This window comes from Streptomyces sp. SID486 (assembly GCF_009865385.1).
GTDB lineage: Bacteria > Actinomycetota > Actinomycetes > Streptomycetales > Streptomycetaceae > Streptomyces.
The window spans coordinates 1-19,531 of sequence record NZ_WWJT01000373.1; the positions used below are offsets into that span (position 1 = coordinate 1).

Sequence of the window (19,531 nt, forward strand, 5' to 3'; positions counted from 1 at the left end):
TGGGGGGCGCCGAACCCGCCCTGGGCCGGTGGCTGCGCCGGCGGCGGCGGGGCACCGAAGCCGCCGGGCTGCGGCGGCTGCTCCTGCGGTGCTCCGAACCCGCCCTGCGGCGGCTGGTCCTGCGGTGCTCCGAACTCGCCCTGCGGCGGCTGGTCGGGCGGCTGAGTCATCAGCGCTGTTCCCCCTCGTTCACTGATTTTTAGCCACGCCCTGAGGTTCGTGACAGACCCAAGGTCGTTCTCAGACAGTTTTCAGACGGCTCTTTCTATCACCCGGCACCGACAGTCCACGGGCCCTCGTCCGCCGCTGTTCCCAAGGGAGAACCGGCCCGTGATGCCGCCGTTACGCGCCTTCACGCCCCCTTCACGCGGCGCGCGCACCGGCCTTGCACGCGGCCGGATCGCGTCGCCCACGCCTCCCCCGCACGACCGGGGCGCGCGCCCTCACCCCACGACGGCGCGCGCTCCCCCTGTCACGCGTCCTCGGCCAGCTCCAGCCAGCGCAGCTCCAGTTCCTCGCGCTCCCCGGCGAGGTCCCGCAGCTGGGCGTCCAGTTCGGCCACCTTCGCGAAGTCGGTGGCGTTGTCGGCGATCCGGGCGTGCAGCTTGGCCTCCTTCTCGGAGACCTTGTCCAACTGGCGCTCGATCTTCTGGAGTTCCTTCTTCGCGGCGCGCTGGTCGGCGGCGCTCTTCTCGGCGCCGGCCGGCTTGGGCGCCGCGGCGGCGGTCTTCTCCGCGACGGCCTCCTCCATGCGCTGACGCCGCTCCAGGTACTCGTCGATACCTCGGGGCAGCATCCGCAGGGCGCCGTCACCGAGGAGGGCGAACACCCGGTCCGTCGTACGCTCCACGAAGAACCGGTCGTGGGAGATGACGATCATCGAGCCGGGCCACCCGTCGAGAACGTCCTCCAGCTGGGTGAGGGTCTCGATGTCGAGGTCGTTGGTGGGCTCGTCCAGGAAGAGCACGTTGGGCTCGTCCATGAGCAGCCGCAGCAGCTGGAGCCGTCGCCGCTCACCGCCGGAGAGGTCCCCGACCGGGGTCCACTGCTTCTCCTTGTTGAAGCCGAACGTCTCGCACAGCTGCCCGGCCGTCATCTCGCGCCCCTTGCCGAGGTCGACGCGCTCGCGGACCTGCTGCACGGCCTCCAGGACCCGCAGGGCGGGGTCGAGTTCGGCGACCTCCTGGGAGAGGTAGGCGAGCTTGACGGTCCTGCCGACGGCGATACGGCCGGCCGCGGGCTGCTCCTCGCCCTCGGTGCGGGCCGCCTGCGCCATGGCGCGCAGCAGCGAGGTCTTGCCGGCGCCGTTCACGCCGACGAGGCCGATCCGGTCGCCCGGCCCGAGCTGCCAGGTGACGTGCTTCAGCAGCACCTTGGGGCCGGCCTGCACGGTGATGTCTTCCAGGTCGAAGACGGTCTTGCCGAGCCGCGAGGAGGCGAACTTCATCAGCTCGCTGCTGTCCCGGGGCGGCGGCACGTCCGCGATCAGCTCGTTGGCGGCCTCGACCCGGAAGCGCGGCTTGGACGTGCGCGCGGGGGCGCCGCGGCGCAGCCAGGCCAGCTCCTTGCGGACCAGGTTCTGCCGCTTGGCCTCCTCCGTGGCGGCGATCCGCTCGCGCTCCGCGCGGGCGAAGACGTAGTCCGAGTAGCCGCCCTCGTACTCGTACACGTCGCCGCGCTGCACGTCCCACATGCGCGTGCAGACCTGGTCGAGGAACCACCGGTCGTGGGTCACGCACACCAGGGCCGAGCGCCGGTTCTGCAGGTGCCGGGCGAGCCAGGCGATGCCCTCGACGTCGAGGTGGTTGGTGGGCTCGTCCAGGACGATCAGGTCCTGTTCCTCGATGAGCAGCTTGGCGAGCGCGATCCGGCGCCGCTCGCCACCGGAGAGCGGCCCGATGACGGTGTCGAGCCCCTTGGGGAAGCCCGGCAGGTCCAGCCCGCCGAACAGTCCGGTCAGCACGTCCCTGACCTTGGCGTTGCCGGCCCACTCGTGGTCGGCCATGTCGCCGATGACCTCGTGGCGGACGGTCGCGGCGGGGTCGAGGGAGTCGTGCTGCGTGAGCACGCCGAGGCGGAGCCCGCCGGAGTGGGTGACCCGTCCGGTGTCGGTCTCCTCCAGCTTGGCGAGCATCCGGATGAGGGTGGTCTTGCCGTCGCCGTTGCGCCCGACGACCCCGATCCGGTCCCCTTCCGACACACCGAGCGAGACGCCGTCCAGCAGGGCACGGGTGCCGTACACCTTGCTGACGTTCTCGACATTGACCAGGTTGACGGCCATTTCACTCCTGTGCGCGGGGCTGTGTCGGCATGCGGCTCAGCCGCGGGGGTCAGCCTTCTAGCGTAGGGCCTCGGGGGGTGGGGGCGGGGAGCGAGGGGGCATCGGGTACGGCGGTGCAGCCGGCGCCGGCCGGCGGGACGTCCCGTGCGCGCGGCCGGACCGCGGACGGGCTGATCGCGTCCGACGCGCTTGGCCCCCCCTGGAGGACCGTCCGCACTCCGCCCCCTACAGGACTTGCGCTCCGCCCCTGGAGGACCGTCCGCGCTCCGCCCCCTACAGGACCGTCGCGCCCGGCACCGGCGCCGCCGCCGTGCGTACCGTGCGGCAGGTGCCGGAGGACCGGAGGGCCTCGGCCACCTTCTCCGCCGACCCGGCGTCGCGCGTGAGGAAGGCGGTCGTGGGCCCGGATCCCGAGACCAGCGTGGCGAGGGCGCCGGCCTCGCGCCCGGCCTCCAGCGTGCGGGCCAGCTCGGGGAACAGGGACAGCGCGGCCGGCTGGAGATCGTTGGCCGTGGCCGCCGCCAGCGCGTCCGCGTCTCCCTTCGCCAGCGCCTCCAGCAGCTCGGCCGAGGCCACCGGCTCGGGGATCTCCCGGCCCTCGGCGAGCCGGTCGAACTCGCGGAAGACCGCCGGCGTGGACAGCCCGCGCGCGGCCATCGCGAACACCCAGTGGAAGGTGCCGCCGACCTCCAGGGGCGTCAGCAGCTCGCCGCGTCCGACGCCCAGCGCCGCGCCGCCGACCAGGCTGAACGGCACGTCACTGCCCAGCTCGGCGCAGATCGCGAGGAGTTCCGCGCGGGAGGCGCCGGTACCCCAGAGCGTGTCGCAGGCCAGCAGCGCGCCCGCGCCGTCCGCGCTGCCGCCCGCCATGCCGCCGGCGACCGGGATGTCCTTGGCGATGTGGATGTGCACGGCCGGCTCGACGCCCCGGCGCCCGGCGAGGGCGAGGGCCGCGCGCGCGGCGAGGTTGGTGCGGTCCAGCGGGACCTGGCCGGCGTCCGGTCCCGCGCAGGTGACCCGCAGTTCGTCGGCCGGGGTCACGGTGACCTCGTCGTACAGGCCGACGGCGAGGAAGACGTTGGCCAGGTCGTGGAACCCGTCCGGGCGGGCGGCGCCCACGGCGAGCTGGACGTTGACCTTGGCCGGGACCCTGACCGTGACGCTCACTCGCCCGTCCCCTCGTACGCGTGCCGGTTTTCGGCGATGCGCGCGAACTCCTCGACCGTCAGCGACTCCCCGCGCGCCTGCGGGGACACCCCGGCCGCGACCAGGGCCGCCTCGGCCGCCGCCGCGGACCCGGCCCAGCCGGCGAGCGCCGCCCGCAGCGTCTTTCGGCGCTGGGCGAAGGCCGCGTCGACGGCGGCGAAGACCTCGTGCCGGGACGCGGTGGTCTTGATCGGTTCCGTCCGCCGGACGAGGGAGACGAGCCCGCTGTCGACGTTCGGCGCGGGCCAGAAGACGTTGCGGCCGATGGCACCGGCCCGCTTCACCTCCGCGTACCAGTTGGCCTTCACGGACGGCACTCCGTACACCTTCGAGCCGGGCGCGGCGGCGAGCCGGTCGGCGACCTCGGCCTGCACCATCACCAGCGTCCGCTCGATGGTGGGGAAGGTGTCGAGCATGTGCAGCAGCACGGGGACGGCGACGTTGTACGGCAGGTTCGCCACCAGGGCGGTCGGCGCGGGGCCGGGCAGCTCGGCGACGTGCATCGCGTCGGAGTGGACCAGCGCGAACCGGTCGGCCCGCTCCGGCATGCGCGCGGCGATGGTGGCGGGCAGCGCGGCGGCCAGGACGTCGTCGATCTCCACCGCGGTGACCCGGTCGGCGACCTCCAGCAGGGCGAGGGTGAGCGAGCCGAGCCCCGGTCCGACCTCGACGACCACGTCATCGGAGCGGACGTCGGCGGTGCGGACGATACGGCGGACCGTGTTGGCGTCGATCACGAAGTTCTGGCCGCGCTGCTTGGTGGGACGGACACCGAGCGCTGCCGCGAGCTCACGGATGTCGGCGGGGCCGAGGAGGGCGTCGGGGAGGGGGCTGCTCACGGGACAAGGGTACGGGCCCGCCCGTACCCCTCCCGCCCCCGCCGGGTGACCGGCCACCGGGCGGACGGCGGAATGCCGGGCGGACGGCGGGGCGCCGGGGTGCAGGGCCGGGCGGGCGGCCCGAGTGGAACGTGCGGCGGCGGGCGGTCCGGGCGGGACATGCGGCGGCGGACGGTCCGGGTGGGCCGTGGCGGGGGCCCGCGGTGGGGTCCCCGGGCGCGGGGCTGTACGGCGGCGGACCGCCCGGGGGGCGTGGTCACTTGTGCAGGCGGGCGCCGCAGTGGGGCCAGGGGGTCGTGCCGCGGCTCATGTACAGCTTCTTCGCGCGGTACGTCTGCTCCTCCGCGGGAGCGTCCTGGGGGCGCCCGCTGCCGCCGAGACTGTGCCATGTGCGCGTGTCGAACTGGTACAGCCCGCCGTACGTCCCCGAGGGGTCGACCGCGTCCGGCCGGCCGCCGGACTCGCAGACGGCGAGCCCGTGCCAGTTCAGGTCGTCGGCGCCGTGCACGGAGGCCGGCCGCGGCTTGGTGCCCACCTTCACCATCTGCTTGCGTGGCATGCGCACCACCTCGGACCTCTCGCGGCGCGGCTTCTCCCCGACCCCGTTGACGGTACGCACGAGATAGGTGATGCGGCGCAGTCCGGGCCGGCCGGGGCGGGCCACGACCTCGGTGCCCTTGAACAGCGACGGGTCCTCGGACCGCTCGACCTCGAACGGGATCTGCTCCTCGCGGATCTCGCGCCGGCCGCTCACCCGCAGCACGGTGACCGTCTGCCCGTCCCGCGGGAAGCTGTCGGGCGCGACGGAGGTGGTGTCCTGGCCGTGCAGGGTGATCCCGGCCTCCTCGATGGCCTCGCGGACGGTGGCCGCGTTGGTGCGGACGGTGCGGGCCCGGCCGTCCGCCATGACCGTGACCGCGCGCTCGGTGCGCACGTCGAGCGCGAGGCCGGCGCGGCCGATGCGCTGGGAGCGCGAGGTGGACAGGTAGGCGCCCTCGGCCCGCACGCCCAGCTCGTCCAGCGCGCCCTCCACCGTGTGCGCCGTCGTCCAGACCTCGTGCCGGCGGCCGTCCAGCGTGAGCCGTACGGGGCGCCCGTACCGCACGGCGACGGCGTCACCGCTGGCGAGTGCCGCGCCGGGGGCGGGTGTGATCACGTCGTGCGCCCCGGTGGCCACGCCCTGCTCGGAGAGGAGTTCGCCGACGTCGTCGGCGAAGGTGTGCAGGGTGCGCGGTCTGCCGTCGACGTTCAGCTCGACCGCCTTGTCCTCGGCGACGAAGGCGGTGGTGCCACCGGCGAGGAAGGCGACGACCAGCGCCTGCGGCAGCAGGCGGCGCACGGCGGAGTCCGGGCGCTCGGTGTAGCGCGCCCGGCGCCGCCGCGCGGCCCGTCCCGCCGGCCCGGCCTGCGCGGCGTACTCGTCGCTCTCGTCGCACTCGTCGGACTCGTCGGACTCGTCGCGCTCGACGTCCACCCCCGCGTCCACGGCGTGCGGGCCGTCCCAGCCCGCCCCTTCCGTCGGCGACCCGGCCCCGCCCTGCCGGGGCAGCACGCGCTGCTCTGTCCCGCCCGGGTGGACCGCCGCCTGCGCGAACGCCCCCGTCTCGTAGGCGGGCCGGTACGTGTCCTCGTACTCCGTGCGCTCCGTCCCGTACCGCGTGCCGTACTCCGCGCCGCGTCCGGTCCCGCACCCGGCTGCGTACCCGGTCTCGCACGGCGTGCCGTCGCGCCCGGCCGCCCCGTGCGGTGCCGTGTCGTACACCGGCGTCCCGTACCCCACCGTCTCCGCGTCGTGCAGGCCGGGCCACGCGCCGCCCGGTGCGCCCGGTGGCGCGGCATAGGGGCCGTACGCCGCGAAGGTCTCGTACTGAGTGTTGCTCACGCCGACACGCTCCAGAGGGCCCGAAGGCCAGAGGGGTCCGGATCGGGCCCAGAACCTAGCGGAGCGCCGGTCACTCTCCAAAGCGGCGCGACCACGCATCGTCACGGCGGGATGCCGGCCGCATCCCGCCGGGCGTTATCGGCCGGTTACGATCGATACACTCTCAGTAACCGAAAGCGCGGGCCGTGTTCGCGCCCAGCGCCGTCGCCAGCACGTCCTCGTCGACACCGCGCACGGCCGCCATCGCGCGGACCGTGACCGGAACGAGATACGGGGCGTTGGGCCGTCCGCGGTACGGCGCCGGGGTCAGGAAGGGCGCGTCGGTCTCCACGAGGACCAGTTCCGCCGGGGCGACGGCGAGGGCGTCCCGCAGGTTCTGGGCGTTCTTGAAGGTGACGTTGCCGGCGAAGGACATGAAGTACCCCTCGCGGGCGCAGATCTCGGCCATCTCGGCGTCACCCGAGTAGCAGTGGAAGACGGTGCGCTCGGGGGCGCCCTCCTCCTTCAGGATCCGCAGCACGTCGGCGTGGGCGTCGCGGTCGTGGATGACGAGCGCCTTGCCGTGCCGCTTGGCGATCTCGATGTGGGCGCGGAAGGAGCGCTCCTGGGCGGCCTTGCCCCCGGGGCCGGTGCGGAAGTGGTCGAGGCCGGTCTCGCCGACGCCTTTGACCTGGGGCAGCCCGGCGAGCCGGTCGATCTCGGCGAGTGCCTCGTCCAGCGCCGCGTCGCCGCCCGGCCCCCGGGCGCCCTGCCGGGACCAGCCGTCGGGGTCGCCGTGCACGATGCGCGGCGCCTCGTTGGGATGGAGGGCGACGGTGGCGTGGACGTTCTCGTGGGCGGCGGCGGTCTCGGCGGCCCACCGCGAGCCCTTGATGTCGCAGCCGACCTGGACGACCGTCGTGACGCCCACCGAAGCGGCCTTGGCCAGGCCCTCCTCGACCGTGCCGGACTGCATGTCCAGGTGGGTGTGGGAGTCGGCGACGGGCACCCGCAGGGGTGCCGGGAGCGGCGGTGCCGCGTTCTTGTCGTCGCCCTTGGGGTGCGGGCCGGCGTTCGAAGGCATGCCCCGATCCTACGAAAGGGGCATGCCTTCGCGGACCGGCGCCGGGTTCAGCCGGCCTTGCGCTGGAAGGGGTGCAGGATGTCGGAAAGGTGCCAGTGGTGCGGTTCCCCGGCCGGCGCGGCCTCGCGCGCGTCCCTGGCCGGCGCGGGCACCTGCGGCGCCTCGGCCGGCCCGGCCTGCGGTACCGGGTGGTGCCGCCGTTCCGCGACGCTGCGCACGGAGGAGACCTGGCCCGCACGCATGATGCGGACGACATGGCCGTCGCAGTTCTGGCAGCTGGGCCGGCTCAGCGGCGACGGCACGACGCGGCCGTCGGCCACGTAGAGCACGAACTCCGCTCCCTCGGCGTCCGTGTGGTGCTCTATCTCGTACGACTGCTCCCAGCCGTGCCCGCAGCGCATGCAGGCGAACGAATACGACTCGTGAACGACGGCTGTGGCCGTACCGCGGAGGCCGGTGCGTCCTGCTATGTCACTCATGCCAGCTCCCTGTTGCGCGGGTGCGTCCCTGATGGACGGGTGCGTCCCTTCGACCAGTGGACGCCTCCACCGGCGTGAATGCATCAGCCCTGTCGACTGTTGGAGGCGATTTGGACTCTGCTTGCCCAATCACCCCGGATGGGAAGCGTGGGCTTTGCCTTCCTCGTCAGCCTTTTGCCCGGCCATGGGACGCGCGCTCAGCCGACGCGCGCCGCGCTCAAAAGGGTGTTCCGGCAGGTCGGTGGCGTGTGCGCGGACGTGTTCCGCGTGTGTTCCGAGAGGCGTTCAGCCGACCGCGGCACATGACGCGAAAGGCGTCCAACCAGCCGCGGCACATCATGCGAAAGGCGTTCAGCCGACCGCAGCACAGAGCGCAAAAGGCGTTCAGCCGGCCGCGGCACAGAGCGCAAAAGGCGTTCGGCCGGCCGTCGCGGAAGGCGTTCGGCCGGCCGTCACGAAAGGCGTTCAGCCGGCCGCGTTCTTGGCCGCGACCACCGCGTCGAACACCACTCGCTTGGGCAGTCCCGCGTCCGCGGCCACCGCCGCGATGGCCTCCTTGCGGCGCTCGCCGGCCTCCTCACGCACCCGCACCCGCCGGACCAGCTCCGCGGCGTCCAGCTCCTCGGGCCCGGTCTCCGGCGCGCCCTCGACCACGACCGTGATCTCCCCGCGCACGCCCTCCGCGGCCCACCGCGCCAGCTCGGCCAGCGGACCGCGCCGTACCTCCTCGTAGGTCTTGGTCAGTTCGCGGCAGACGGCGGCCCGCCGGTCCGCGCCGAAGACCTCGGCCATGGCGGCGAGGGTGTCGTCCAGCCGGTGCGGGGCCTCGAAGTAGACGAGGGTGCGCCGCTCGGCCGCGACCTCGCGCAGCCGGGACAGCCGCTCGCCCGCCTTGCGGGGCAGGAACCCCTCGAAGCAGAACCGGTCGACGGGCAGCCCGGACAGGGCGAGCGCGGTGAGCACGGCGGACGGCCCGGGCACGGCGGTGACCCGGATGTCCTGTTCCACGGCGGCTGCGACCAGCCGGTAGCCGGGGTCGGAGACGGAGGGCATGCCGGCGTCGGTCACCAGCAGCACGCGCGCGCCGCCGAGCAGCTCCGTGACCAGCTCGGGGGTGCGGGCCGACTCGTTGCCCTCGAAGTACGAGATCACCCGGCCCTTGGGCGTGACGCCCAGCGCCTGGGTGAGCCGGCGCAGCCGCCGGGTGTCCTCGGCGGCGACCACGTCGGCGCCGGCCAGTTCTTCGGCCAGCCGGGGCGGCGCGTCCGCGATGTCGCCGATGGGGGTACCTGCGAGGACAAGGGTTCCAGTCACCCCCCCATCCTCCCAGGAGTCCGGGGGCCGGTTCCGGGCGCCCGCGAACGGGGGGAATCCGACCGTGTCCCGACCGGTACCGCACATGCACGGGACTCGCACAGCACGGTTCCCTACGATGGCGCGGTGACCAGTACCGCGTCCTCCATGGACCTCCGGCAGGACCAGGCACCGCACGACCGGCGGCCGTCGTGGCAGCAGCGGCTGCGCCGATTCGGGTACGTACCGGCCAAGGACGCGCCCTCGGGCGACGTACGCGACCGGCTGGTGCCGCCGTACGCGGAGCCGAGCCCCCGGCTGTGGCGGGCGCTCGGCGCGTCGCCGGTCCTCGCCTCGCGGATCACCCGCTGGTCGGGCTGGGGCGGGCCGCTGCTGGTGACGCTGCTGGCGGGCGTGCTGCGGTTCTGGCACCTGGGCAGCCCGCGCGCGGTGATATTCGACGAGACGTACTACGCCAAGGACGCCTGGGCGCTCGTCCACCGCGGTTTCGAGGTCAGCTGGGACCAGTACGGCAAGAACGCCAACGACCTGGTGCTCCAGCGGCACGGCCGGCTGGCGGTGCCGGTGGACCCGGCGTACGTGGTGCACCCGCCGGTCGGCAAGTACGTGATCGGGCTCGGCGAGATGCTCTTCGGGTTCGACCCGTTCGGCTGGCGGTTCATGACGGCGCTGCTGGGGACGCTGAGCGTGCTGATGCTGTGCCGGATCGGGCGCCGCATCTTCCGCTCGACGTTCCTGGGCTGTCTCGCGGGCGCGCTGATGGCGGTGGACGGCCTGCACTTCGTGATGAGCCGGACCTCGCTGCTCGACGGCGTGCTGATGTTCTTCGTGGTGGCCGCGTTCGGGTGTCTGGTCGTCGACCGGGACCGGGCGCGGGAGAGACTGGCCGCCGCGCTGCCCGTGCTGCCGGACGGCCGGGTCCGGCCGGACGCGGACGTCGCCGACGCCTTCCGCTTCGGGTGGCGCCCCTGGCGCTGGGCGGCCGGCGTGATGCTGGGCCTGGCCGCCGGCACGAAGTGGAACGGCCTGTACGTCATGGCCGCGTTCTGTGTGCTGACGGTCCTGTGGGACGTCGGCACCCGCCGGGTGGCCGGCGCGCACCGCCCGTACCTGGCGGCCCTCAAGTACGACACCGGCATCGCCTTCGTGGCGACGGTCCCGGTGGCGCTGGTGGTCTACGTGGTGTCCTGGACCGGCTGGATCCTCTCCCCGGCCGACGGCACGGGCGGCTACTACCGCAACTGGGCGGCCACCGACGGCAAGGGCGGCACCTGGTCGTTCCTGCCGGACTGGCTGCGCAGCCTGTGGCACTACGAGCACGAGGTCTACAAGTTCCACGTCCACCTGGACCAGCCGCACACGTACCAGTCCAACCCGTGGAGCTGGATCGTGCTGGGCCGCCCGGTGTCGTACTTCTACGAGTCCCCCTCCCCCGGCGCGGACGGCTGCCCGGCGGACGCGGGCGAGAAGTGCGCCCGCGAGGTGCTGGCGCTCGGTACGCCGCTGCTGTGGTGGGCGGCCTGCCTCGCGATCGCCTACGTCCTGTGGCGCTGGGCGTTCCGCCGCGACTGGCGGGCCGGTGCCATCGCGTGCGGGATCGCGGCCGGCTACCTGCCCTGGTTCCTGTACCAGGAGCGGACGATCTTCCTCTTCTACGCGGTCGTCTTCCTGCCGTTCCTGTGTCTGGCGGTGGCGATGATGATCGGCGCGATCATCGGCCCACCGGGCTCCGGCGACACCCGCCGCCTGGTGGGCGCGGTGGCGGCGGGCGTACTGGTACTGCTGATCGCCTGGAACTTCATCTACTTCTGGCCCCTGTACACCGGCACCGCCATCCCCATCGACCAGTGGAGATCGCGGATGTGGCTGGACACCTGGGTCTAGCAGGGTGGACACGCGAGGACGGCCCGGCACGATGCCGGGCCGTCTTGGTCGTTGTTGGCCGTCGGAGGTCGTCGCTGGCCGCCCTCAGACGGCCCGGAGACGGCCCCGTCCCGCTGGCCTAGTTGGGAGATTCACAGACCGCGCGGGTAGTCCTTGCTGTCCAGCGCTAACGGTCTAACGCACCGGCGACCTCCACGTCTGCCCCACGGAGTGAGACCCAGACATGGCAAGATCACTCCCACAGGATGACGGCGTCAGGAGGGCTCCGTGGGAAGCCATCTACCAGACTTCATGCTGATCGAAGCCAGTTCTGCGATTTCTGCGATTTGCAAGTGCTGGCCCGGTTCGGCACTCACAGCGAAGCAGCCCACATCCGCGGCCTCGGTCGCCCGCTGTCCAGCCTGCTCGTTCTCTGCCCTAACCACCGAGTCCAGTTCGACGCACTCGCCATCTACGCGGACGCCGATGACACCGTCCGTGTGACCGCCGACGGCACCTTCAAGGCCGGCCCCGTCGGCACCCCGCTCACCGGATCAACAAGGCACATCTCCGGTATCACCATGCTCTTGGCGGCAGGGCCACGAGTAGCCGCACATGCCCCTTGGCCCTCGGCTAACGGGCAGCAGGCGCCAGCGCAGCAGCTGTACAGCGGACTTAGTTCACCACTACGACCTGCGGCTTTTCGCGTATGGCCTACCGTCGTGGGACACCTGGGGAAACAAGGGTCGGCCGAGGAATCTATTCAGGGGTCCAGCGCAGGCGATGGGGCCTCTTTAAGGCAAGCCTTAGATACTATTTTGTCCTAAACATGACCAACCTTGCTCCTACGTGACCACGCCCCTGCTAGCGTCAGCCGCGACAGTCACCAGAGGGAGGCTCGTTGTTACACGACAAAGTCCGCAAAGCAGTACAGGCGGCAGGCGTCATCGGTGCGGCCACTGTGCTAGGCCTTGCCACATCCACCTCCGCTAGCGCCCACGTCGTCTATCAGGACGAAGAGGTGTGGTCGAACTCCGACAGTTCAAAGTGTGAGTACACCTATTCCGAAGTCTCTCACGGCGGCCGCGGAGGCTACACGAAAACCCAAGGCCATGCCGGACAAAATGGAACCGGAATCGGCGGCTGCATTTTCCCCTACGAGCGCCCAGCCGGCAACCTCGAAGTGGGCTACCAATATATGAAGTACAACGGCAGTACATGGTACGTCTGCCGTGAGTATATGAGCGGCATCTACAACACCAAAAAGACCAGCATCCTCACAACCAGCTACGACTTCGGCGTATACCCCCCGTGTGGAGGCGGCGACTACGCCACCAAGGCGGGCTCCGGCCTCTACTACGGCGGCACTTGGTACGGCCGTAACGTCCCGATTTGGTCCGGATCCCACTTCATCGAACCGTAGAGCGGAAGGTGCCACATGAGCAAGATTCTTACCGGAGCCGTCGCCGCAGCAGCACTCATCATCGCCGGCGGGGCAGCAGCATCATCCGCGATGGCAACCGATACGGGGCACACGCCGCCGCCACCGCCGGCGTGGGTAAACGCTGACGGAACGACCGACGTCAGCAAGATTCCCGACAAGCTCCCCGTCATGGGATCGGATGGGAAACCCCTCAAAGACAGAGACGGTAAGCAGGTCTACGTGCCAAGCGGCCAACAGCCGTCCACGCCTGGATTAGGCCGTGCGGCGACAGACAATCCCGACGCCAAGCGCTGGACGGAGACCGACGGCAAGGGGCATACCATCGAGCACGTCGAAGTGGAGCCGACAGCTCCAGCTGCGGGCTGACACCGACTGACTGATGCGGAAGGGGAAGCATGCGCCCGGTCCTAACCCTGTGTGCATTGTGGTATTTCCTCCTCGGTGTCCTGCTGCTCGGAACTGGGCCCGCTTTCCTATCCGTCGTCGCCGCCGCCGCGCTGGGCGTCTGTTCGGCAACGCTGCTACGAGCAGTCGCTGCCTGGAAAAGTGACCGAGGCCGTGCCGTAAGCTCCGCGCGCCGTTCGTCCTGGGCGGTCCTAGCAATCTGCGGCATGTTCGCAGCGGTATGGGCCATCTCTGTCATGTCAGCCGGCGCATATCCCATGTTTTATGCAGCGCAAGCCAATGGAACGTTCCTCTCGCTCGGCGCCACAGCTTTACCTGCCCTTTTGGTGCTCATTTCCTCACGGGTTTCGCGATAACACAGGTCCACGTTTTCAGGTCACCAGAGTGCTCAGCGTGACGCCCTGCCGTACCGAGGACGATCAGAAGTCGAGTGCAGCCCCGACCGCCCGTCTCCAGCACGGACCGGGTGCTCGGGGCTCATATGCTCGGAGCCCATAGCGAGATGTCCCCACCTGGGTATGGCCGCGCGGACGCGCGAGGGCGGTTCCGTGTCGTGGCGGGCCGCCCTGCTGTGCGGCCTGGCTCTTCCGGCGGGTCCGGCGCACCGCACCTAGACTCGAGGGGACGGATCCCGCCGCGAGACCGCCCTGCCGGTGACCCGACCGTCGGTTTCGGTGCACAGGGTTGGGGATGTGCATGTCAGCTCCACGGAAGAGACGCGCGCGTATGGGGCTGGTGCCCCTTACCGCCGTCGCGGGTGGGCTGCTGGCCCTGCTGATCGGGCTCGCCTTCACGATGCTGCTGCGGTCGATCATCGGGCTCGGCGAGTCGGCGGCCGCCGGCCGCCACGCGCAGACGGCGCTCGCCCAGGCGAGGACGGTCGAGGGGCTCGTCGTCGACCTGGAGACGGGCCAGCGCGGCTTCGTCATCACCGGGGAGAAGCAGTTCCTCGAACCCTGGCAGACCGCCCGGACCACGTTCTCCGGCCAGGCGCGGCAGCTCGTGCGCCTCAGCACCACCCCCGGCCAGAAGATCCTGGCCCAGCAGATCCGGCAGGCCGGCGAATCCCTCATCCACGCCCACTCCATCCCGCTGGTGGCGGCCGCGAGCCGAGGGGATCCCCGGGCCCGCGGCGTGGCGGCGACGCTGGACGGCAAGCGGCGCGTCGACGCGCTCAGGAAGCAGTTCGACCGGTACGAATCGGCCCAGGAGGCGCTGGTCGCGACGCGGGAGAGCGCGGCCGACTCCGACGCCCGGGAGGCGGTCGTGGCGGGGTCGATCGGCCTCACCGGCTCGATGCTTCTCATCGCGGGCTTCGCCGGGTACGTGATCCGGGCCGTCGTCTGGCCGGTCCGCAAGGCGGCCGGCGTGGCGTCACGGCTCGCCGGCGGCGACCTCACCGTGCGGATGTCCGAGTCCGGCAGGGGTGAGATCGGTCAGCTCGGGACGGCGTTCAACACCATGGCCCGCTCGCTCGGGGAGAGCCGTGAGCAGGCCCGCAGCGCCCATGACCGCCTCGGGCTGCTGTACGAGGCCAGCATCGCCATCGGTACGACCCTCGACGCGCGGCAGACCGCACAGGAGCTGGTGCGCGTGCTGGTCCCGCGGTTCGCCGACTTCGTCACCGTCGATCTGGCCCTGCCGGTCCTGCTCGTCGACGAGCCGCTCGACGAGCACGGCGCGTGCGCTCGCCGCGTCGCCCTGGGCGGCGTCCGCGACGATCCCCCGCTCGACCCCGTGGGCTCGCGGATCGCTCTCGCGACCGCGACCGCGGCCGTCGTGCCGGACCTCCACACCTCCTGGGCATGGCAGGCCCGCCACGGCCGGCAGGCCGGCAGGCTGCTGGAGTACGGCATGCACTCGCTGATCACCGCCCCGCTGTACTCCCGGCGCACCCTTCTCGGCACGGTGGGCCTCTGGCGGGCGGACAACCCCGGCCCGTTCGCGGAGCACGACCTGTCCGACGCCGGGGAGATCGCGGCCAAGGCCGCCTCGGCGATCGACAACGCCCTCAGCTACGCCCGCGAGCACGACACGGCCCTGACGCTCCAGCGAAGCATGCTGCCCCACAGCCTCAGCCCTCCCGACGGCATCGAGATCGCCCACCGCTACCTGCCCGCGTCCGACGCCGGTGAGGTGGGCGGGGACTGGTACGACGTGGCCGCCATGACCTCCGGCAGGGCCGCCCTGTCCATCGGCGACGTCATGGGGCACGGCATCCCCGCCGCCGCCGTCATGGGGCAGATGCGCAGCGCACTGCGCGCTCTGGCCCGCCTTGACCTGGCCCCCGACCAGCTGCTGCACCAGCTCGACCGGACGATGCAGGATCTCGAGAGCCCGATCCTGGCCACCTGCCTGTACGGCGTGTGCGACACCGCGGCCAACCTCTGCCGGTTCGCCCGGGCCGGGCACCCCCCGCCCGCCCTGATCACCCCCGACGGCACCGCCCGCCTCGTCGACCTGCCCTCCGGCGCGCCCCTCGGCATCGGCGGCATCTCGTACACGACCACCGAGATCCCCCTCGCTCCCGGGACAGTGCTCGTCTTCTACACCGACGGGCTGGTCGAGGCGCGGGAGTACGACCTCGACGAGCGCCTGGACGAGCTCACCCGGCTCCTCGCCGGCGTCCATCCGTCCCTCGAGGAGCTGGCCGACACCCTCGTCGACCGCCTCGCCCCGGCCCCCGCGCAGGACGACATCGCCCTTCTCATCGCCCGGGTCGGCACCGCCACCCCCCGGTGAGCGCCCGGCCGCAGGGCGGGCGGCGGGACGGACTCGGCCCCACCGGCCCCCCCTACGCGGCCGGACACCCTGCCCGATCACGGTTCGACAACGCCTGCCACGACGGCACCGCAACCGCTTACAGTGCTCCCGGCACCTGCTTGAACATGTTCAACAGGGTGAACGGGAGGGGAGTCCGCGTCATGCGCAACGGGGTCAAGGCGGTCGTCATAGCCGGGGTGTGCGTCACCCTGCTGGGCGGTGCCGGATACGGGCTCTACAACTTCGCGTCCGCGGTGAACGGCGACGACGGCGGGGGCGCGGCCGCGGTGCGGACGGGTCCCCCGGACGGCTCCGAGGTGAAGGGTGCGACCGGGGCGTTCTTCGCCGCCTGGGAGAAGGGCGACGCGGCGACCGCGGCGTCGTACACGAACTACCCGGAGGCGGCCCAGGAACTGCTGGCGGCGTACGGCGGCGCGGCCCACATCGGCGCGGTGCGGATCACACCCGGCAGGGCCGCCGGTGACACGGTGCCGTTCACGGTGAAGGCGACGGTGTCGTACGCCGGCACGTCCCACCCGCTCGCCTACCGCAGCTCCCTGACCGTCGTGCGCGGCAGGACATCGCACCGCGCGCTGGTCGACTGGCAGCCCTCCGTGGTCCACCCGCGCCTGCGCACCGGGGACACCCTCACCACGGGTGAGTCGGCGGCTCCGGAGATCGAGGCCGTCGACCGTGACGGGAAGGTGCTGACCCGGGTGAAGTACCCCTCCCTCGGCCCGATCCTGGACGAGCTGCGCAGCCGTTACGGCGACCGGACCGGCGGCCGGCCCGGGGTGGAACTGGTGATACGCCATCAGGTGGCCGCGGACGGCGGCCGGACCGCGGACACCCCGCTCCTCACCCTGGCCAAGGGCAGGCCCGGAAAGCTCCCCACGACGCTGAGCGCGAGCGCCCAGGCGGTGGCCGAGGCGGCCGTCCTGAAGTACCCGGAGTCGTCCGTGGTGGCCGTCAGGCCGAGCACCGGCGAGATCCTCGCCGTCGCCAACAACCGCCGGGACGGCTTCGACGCGGCCCTCCTCGGCGAACGCGCCCCCGGCTCCACCATGAAGATCATCAGTGCGGCGACCCTGATCGACACCGGCAGGACCACCGCGGACGGACCCGCCCCGTGCCCGCCGTCGGCCGTCTGGCAGAGCCAGACCTTCCACAACCTGAAAGGCCTTCAGCCGGACGAGCACGCCACCCTCTCCGACAGCTTCGCCCGCTCCTGCAACACCGCCTTCGTGAAGTTCGCCGACGAGGTGAAGGTGGACTCCCTCACCGCGGAGGCCCAGGACCGGTTCGGGCTCGGGCGGAACAACTGGCAGATCGGGGTGCCGTCCTTCGACGGCCGGGTGCCCGCCTCCGGCGGCCCGGACACCGCGGCCGGCCTGATCGGCCAGGGCCAGGTGCAGATGAGCCCGCTGAACATGGCCTCCGTGACGGCGACCGCGAAGACCGGTTCCTTCCACCAGCCGGTGATCGTGCCGCTGAAGCTGGACGGCCGCGAACCGGCACGCGCACGCGGCCTGTCCTCCGGCACGAGCGGGCAGTTGCGCGCGATGATGAACCGCACCGCCCGCAGCGGCACCGCGGCCGGCGTGATGGCCGGGCTCGGCGGGGACGTCGGCGCGAAGACCGGTTCGGCCGAGGTCGACGGAGAGGCCAGGTCGGACAGTTGGTTCACCGGATACCGCGACGACGTGGCCGCGGCGGCCATGGTCCAGGACGGCGGGCACGGCATCGACGCCGCCGGGCCGATTGTCGCAAGCGTGCTACGGAACGCCGGCTGACGTCACCCGGGGAGGCGGGGACTTTAAGGTGATTGCCGTCGTTGGGGATTGTGAGGGCTGCGAAGACCCTGGGAAAGGCGCGGAGGAACGGAAACTGTGGGCAAGAGAAGGCGCGTCGCCGAGAGACGGAAGACCGGACCCGCGGTACTCGGCGGGATGATCGCCGTGGTGGTCGGCGGAGCCGGGTTCGGCGTCTACGCGCTGTACGACGGCGGGGCGGCGGCCGACGAGGGTTCCGCGGCCGGGCACAAGGCCGTGAAGACCGGCCCGCTCACCACGACCGAGGTCCGCACGGCCTCCACCCGCTTCCTCACCGCCTGGCAGCACGGCAAGGTCGCCGAGGCGGCGTCCGCCACCGACGAGCCCTCCACCGCCGGCAAGCTCCTCACCGGCTACGCCAAGGACGCCCACCTGAAGGACGTCACGTTCACCCCGGGGCCGGCGAAGGGCGCCGAGGTGCCGTTCGCCGTGCAGGCGACGGTGTCCTACCGGGGCTTCAGCAAGCCCTTGAAGTACGCCGGTTCGCTCACCGTCGTACGCCGCCCGGGTGACGGCGAGCCGCTGGTCGACTGGCACGCGGCCGTCGTCCACCCCGACCTGCGCGACGGCGACACCCTCGTGACCGGCGAGTCCGGCACCCCGCCCGTGAAGGCGCTGGACCGCGACGGGGGTGTCCTCGACACCGCCGACTACCCGTCCCTGGGGACGGTGCTGGACGGGCTGCGGGAGAAGTACGGCAAGCGGGCGGGCGGCACTGCGGGCGTGGAGCTGCGCGTGGTGCGCGGCAAGGCGTCCAAGGAGGCCAAGCTGTCCGACAAGACGCTGGTGGAGCTGAGCGAGGGCACCCCGGGCACCGTGCGGACCACCCTCAGCCCGGGTCTCCAGGCGGCGGCCGAGAAGCAGGTGGCCAAGCGCCCGCGTGCCTCCGTGGTCGTCCTGCGCCCCTCGACCGGTGAGATCCTCGCGGTCGCCAACAACGGGCACGGCTTCAACACCGCCTTCCAGGGCTCCCTCGCCCCCGGCTCCACCATGAAGGTCATCACGTCGTCGCTGCTGCTCGACAAGGGCCTGACCGCGCCGGACAAGGCGCACCCGTGCCCGAAGACGTTCACCTACGGCGGCTGGAAGTTCCACAACGACGACGACTTCGAGATCAAGGGCGGCACCTTCAAGGCGAGCTTCGCCCGCTCCTGCAACACCGCCTTCATCAGCCAGGCGAAGAAGCTGAAGGACGACGACCTGACCAAGCAGGCCCAGCAGGTGTTCGGGCTGTCGATGAACAACTGGGCGATCGGCGTGCCCACCTTCGACGGCTCGGTACCGGTGCAGTCGGCGGCCCAGATGGCGGCCTCGCTGATCGGCCAGGGCGGGGTGCGCATGAACCCGCTGAACATGGCCTCGGTCGCGGCGACCGTGCGGTCGGGCACCTTCCACCAGCCCTACCTGGTCGCGCCGTCCTTCGACCACCGCACGCTGGCCACCGCCTCACGCACCATGTCGGCCAGGACGCTGTCCCAGCTGCGCGAGCTGCTGCGGTACACGGCCGCGTCCGGCACCGCCGCGGAGGCCATGGCGGGGCTCGGCCCGGACTACGGCGCGAAGACCGGCTCGGCCGAGGTCGACGGCCAGAAGAAGCCGAACGGCTGGTTCACCGCCTACCGGGGCGACCTCGCCGCCGCGGGCGTGGTCGAGGCGGGCGGGCACGGCGGCGACACGGCCGGCCCCGTCGTGGCGGCACTGCTGAAGCTCGGGAGCTGATCAGGTCGGCACCGGCTCGGCGATGTAGGTCCGCACCAGGAACCTGAGCAGGGTCTTCGACTCGAACTGCACCACTTCCACGCCGTGGTCGGTGTGGAACTCGACGACGGCCTGGACCCGGCCGCAGGGCCACACCCGGACGTCGCCGCTCGCCGCCGGCGTCAGCAGACCCCGTTCGAGCAGCGCGCGGGAGAAGGTCCACTCGTGGGGACCGGGCAGGCCGACCCGGACCGACCGGGGATCACTGTCGGGGTCGTACCGCAGCACGACGGGTACGGCCCCCGGGTCCTCCTCGTCCGTGACGATATGGGCGCGCGCGTACTGTTCGACCACAGACATCGGACCGCCCTCTCACGCTCCGTGACCTAAGCGAAAGCTGTGCATCCGCTTTCCATCAAGCGTCGCACACTTTGCGGCACCCGCCCGGTGAAAGCCGAGAGC

At 71.9% G+C, this 19,531-nt stretch carries 14 protein-coding genes; 6 read left to right on the forward strand and 8 right to left on the reverse strand.

Annotation, left to right across the window (positions count from 1 at the left end):
• Positions 1-472: 472 nt before the first annotated feature.
• The 7 genes from GT045_RS17275 to rsmI form a co-directional block, all read right to left on the reverse strand.
• A complete protein-coding gene (locus GT045_RS17275; protein ID WP_161288458.1) occupies positions 473-2,281 on the reverse strand; it encodes an ABC-F family ATP-binding cassette domain-containing protein in 1,809 nt (602 codons plus the stop codon).
• Positions 2,282-2,554: 273 nt separating this feature from the next.
• Positions 2,555-3,448, reverse strand: coding sequence for a 4-(cytidine 5'-diphospho)-2-C-methyl-D-erythritol kinase (locus GT045_RS17280; protein ID WP_161333947.1), 894 nt, complete (start codon positions 3,446-3,448; stop codon positions 2,555-2,557).
• A complete protein-coding gene (gene rsmA, locus GT045_RS17285; protein ID WP_161333946.1) occupies positions 3,445-4,326 on the reverse strand; it encodes a 16S rRNA (adenine(1518)-N(6)/adenine(1519)-N(6))-dimethyltransferase RsmA in 882 nt (293 codons plus the stop codon). The genes GT045_RS17280 and rsmA overlap by 4 nt, the downstream gene beginning before the upstream one ends.
• Positions 4,327-4,582: 256 nt before the next feature.
• Positions 4,583-6,208: a ubiquitin-like domain-containing protein gene (locus GT045_RS17290; protein WP_345942600.1), complete on the reverse strand. Its 1,626-nt coding sequence runs from the start codon at positions 6,206-6,208 to the stop codon at positions 4,583-4,585.
• Between the two features lie 163 nt (positions 6,209-6,371).
• On the reverse strand, positions 6,372-7,271 hold the full coding sequence (locus GT045_RS17295; protein WP_161333945.1) for a TatD family hydrolase: 900 nt from the start codon (positions 7,269-7,271) through the stop codon (positions 6,372-6,374).
• Between the two features lie 47 nt (positions 7,272-7,318).
• The gene (locus GT045_RS17300) at positions 7,319-7,750 is read right to left on the reverse strand and encodes a hypothetical protein (RefSeq protein ID WP_161333944.1); all 432 of its coding nucleotides are present in this window, start codon (positions 7,748-7,750) and stop codon (positions 7,319-7,321) included.
• Positions 7,751-8,215: 465 nt separating this feature from the next.
• Complete coding sequence (gene rsmI, locus GT045_RS17305) at positions 8,216-9,064, reverse strand: 16S rRNA (cytidine(1402)-2'-O)-methyltransferase (protein WP_161290593.1); 849 nt, start codon at positions 9,062-9,064, stop codon at positions 8,216-8,218.
• Between the two features lie 126 nt (positions 9,065-9,190).
• Between rsmI and GT045_RS17310 the strand changes: the two genes are divergently transcribed.
• The 6 genes from GT045_RS17310 (at position 9,191) to GT045_RS17335 (ending at position 19,090) form a co-directional block, all read left to right on the forward strand.
• Positions 9,191-10,948 (forward strand): phospholipid carrier-dependent glycosyltransferase, encoded by a 1,758-nt coding sequence (locus tag GT045_RS17310; RefSeq protein ID WP_161290595.1) that lies wholly within the window; start codon positions 9,191-9,193, stop codon positions 10,946-10,948.
• Positions 10,949-11,828: 880 nt separating this feature from the next.
• Positions 11,829-12,350: a hypothetical protein gene (locus GT045_RS17315; protein ID WP_161333943.1), complete on the forward strand. Its 522-nt coding sequence runs from the start codon at positions 11,829-11,831 to the stop codon at positions 12,348-12,350.
• A gap of 15 nt (positions 12,351-12,365) precedes the next feature.
• Positions 12,366-12,737, forward strand: coding sequence for a hypothetical protein (locus GT045_RS17320; protein ID WP_161333942.1), 372 nt, complete (start codon positions 12,366-12,368; stop codon positions 12,735-12,737).
• Positions 12,738-13,502: 765 nt separating this feature from the next.
• On the forward strand, positions 13,503-15,518 hold the full coding sequence (locus GT045_RS17325) for a SpoIIE family protein phosphatase (RefSeq protein ID WP_161333941.1): 2,016 nt from the start codon (positions 13,503-13,505) through the stop codon (positions 15,516-15,518).
• A 182-nt stretch (positions 15,519-15,700) separates the two neighbouring features.
• On the forward strand, positions 15,701-17,332 hold the full coding sequence (locus GT045_RS17330; RefSeq protein ID WP_161333940.1) for a penicillin-binding transpeptidase domain-containing protein: 1,632 nt from the start codon (positions 15,701-15,703) through the stop codon (positions 17,330-17,332).
• A 96-nt stretch (positions 17,333-17,428) separates the two neighbouring features.
• Complete coding sequence (locus GT045_RS17335; RefSeq protein ID WP_161297133.1) at positions 17,429-19,090, forward strand: penicillin-binding transpeptidase domain-containing protein; 1,662 nt, start codon at positions 17,429-17,431, stop codon at positions 19,088-19,090.
• Here GT045_RS17335 and GT045_RS17340 read toward each other — a convergent pair whose 3' ends face one another.
• Positions 19,091-19,429, reverse strand: a complete 339-nt coding sequence (locus GT045_RS17340) for an SsgA family sporulation/cell division regulator (protein ID WP_161297135.1) — start codon at positions 19,427-19,429, stop codon at positions 19,091-19,093.
• Between the last annotated feature and the right edge of the window lie 102 nt (positions 19,430-19,531).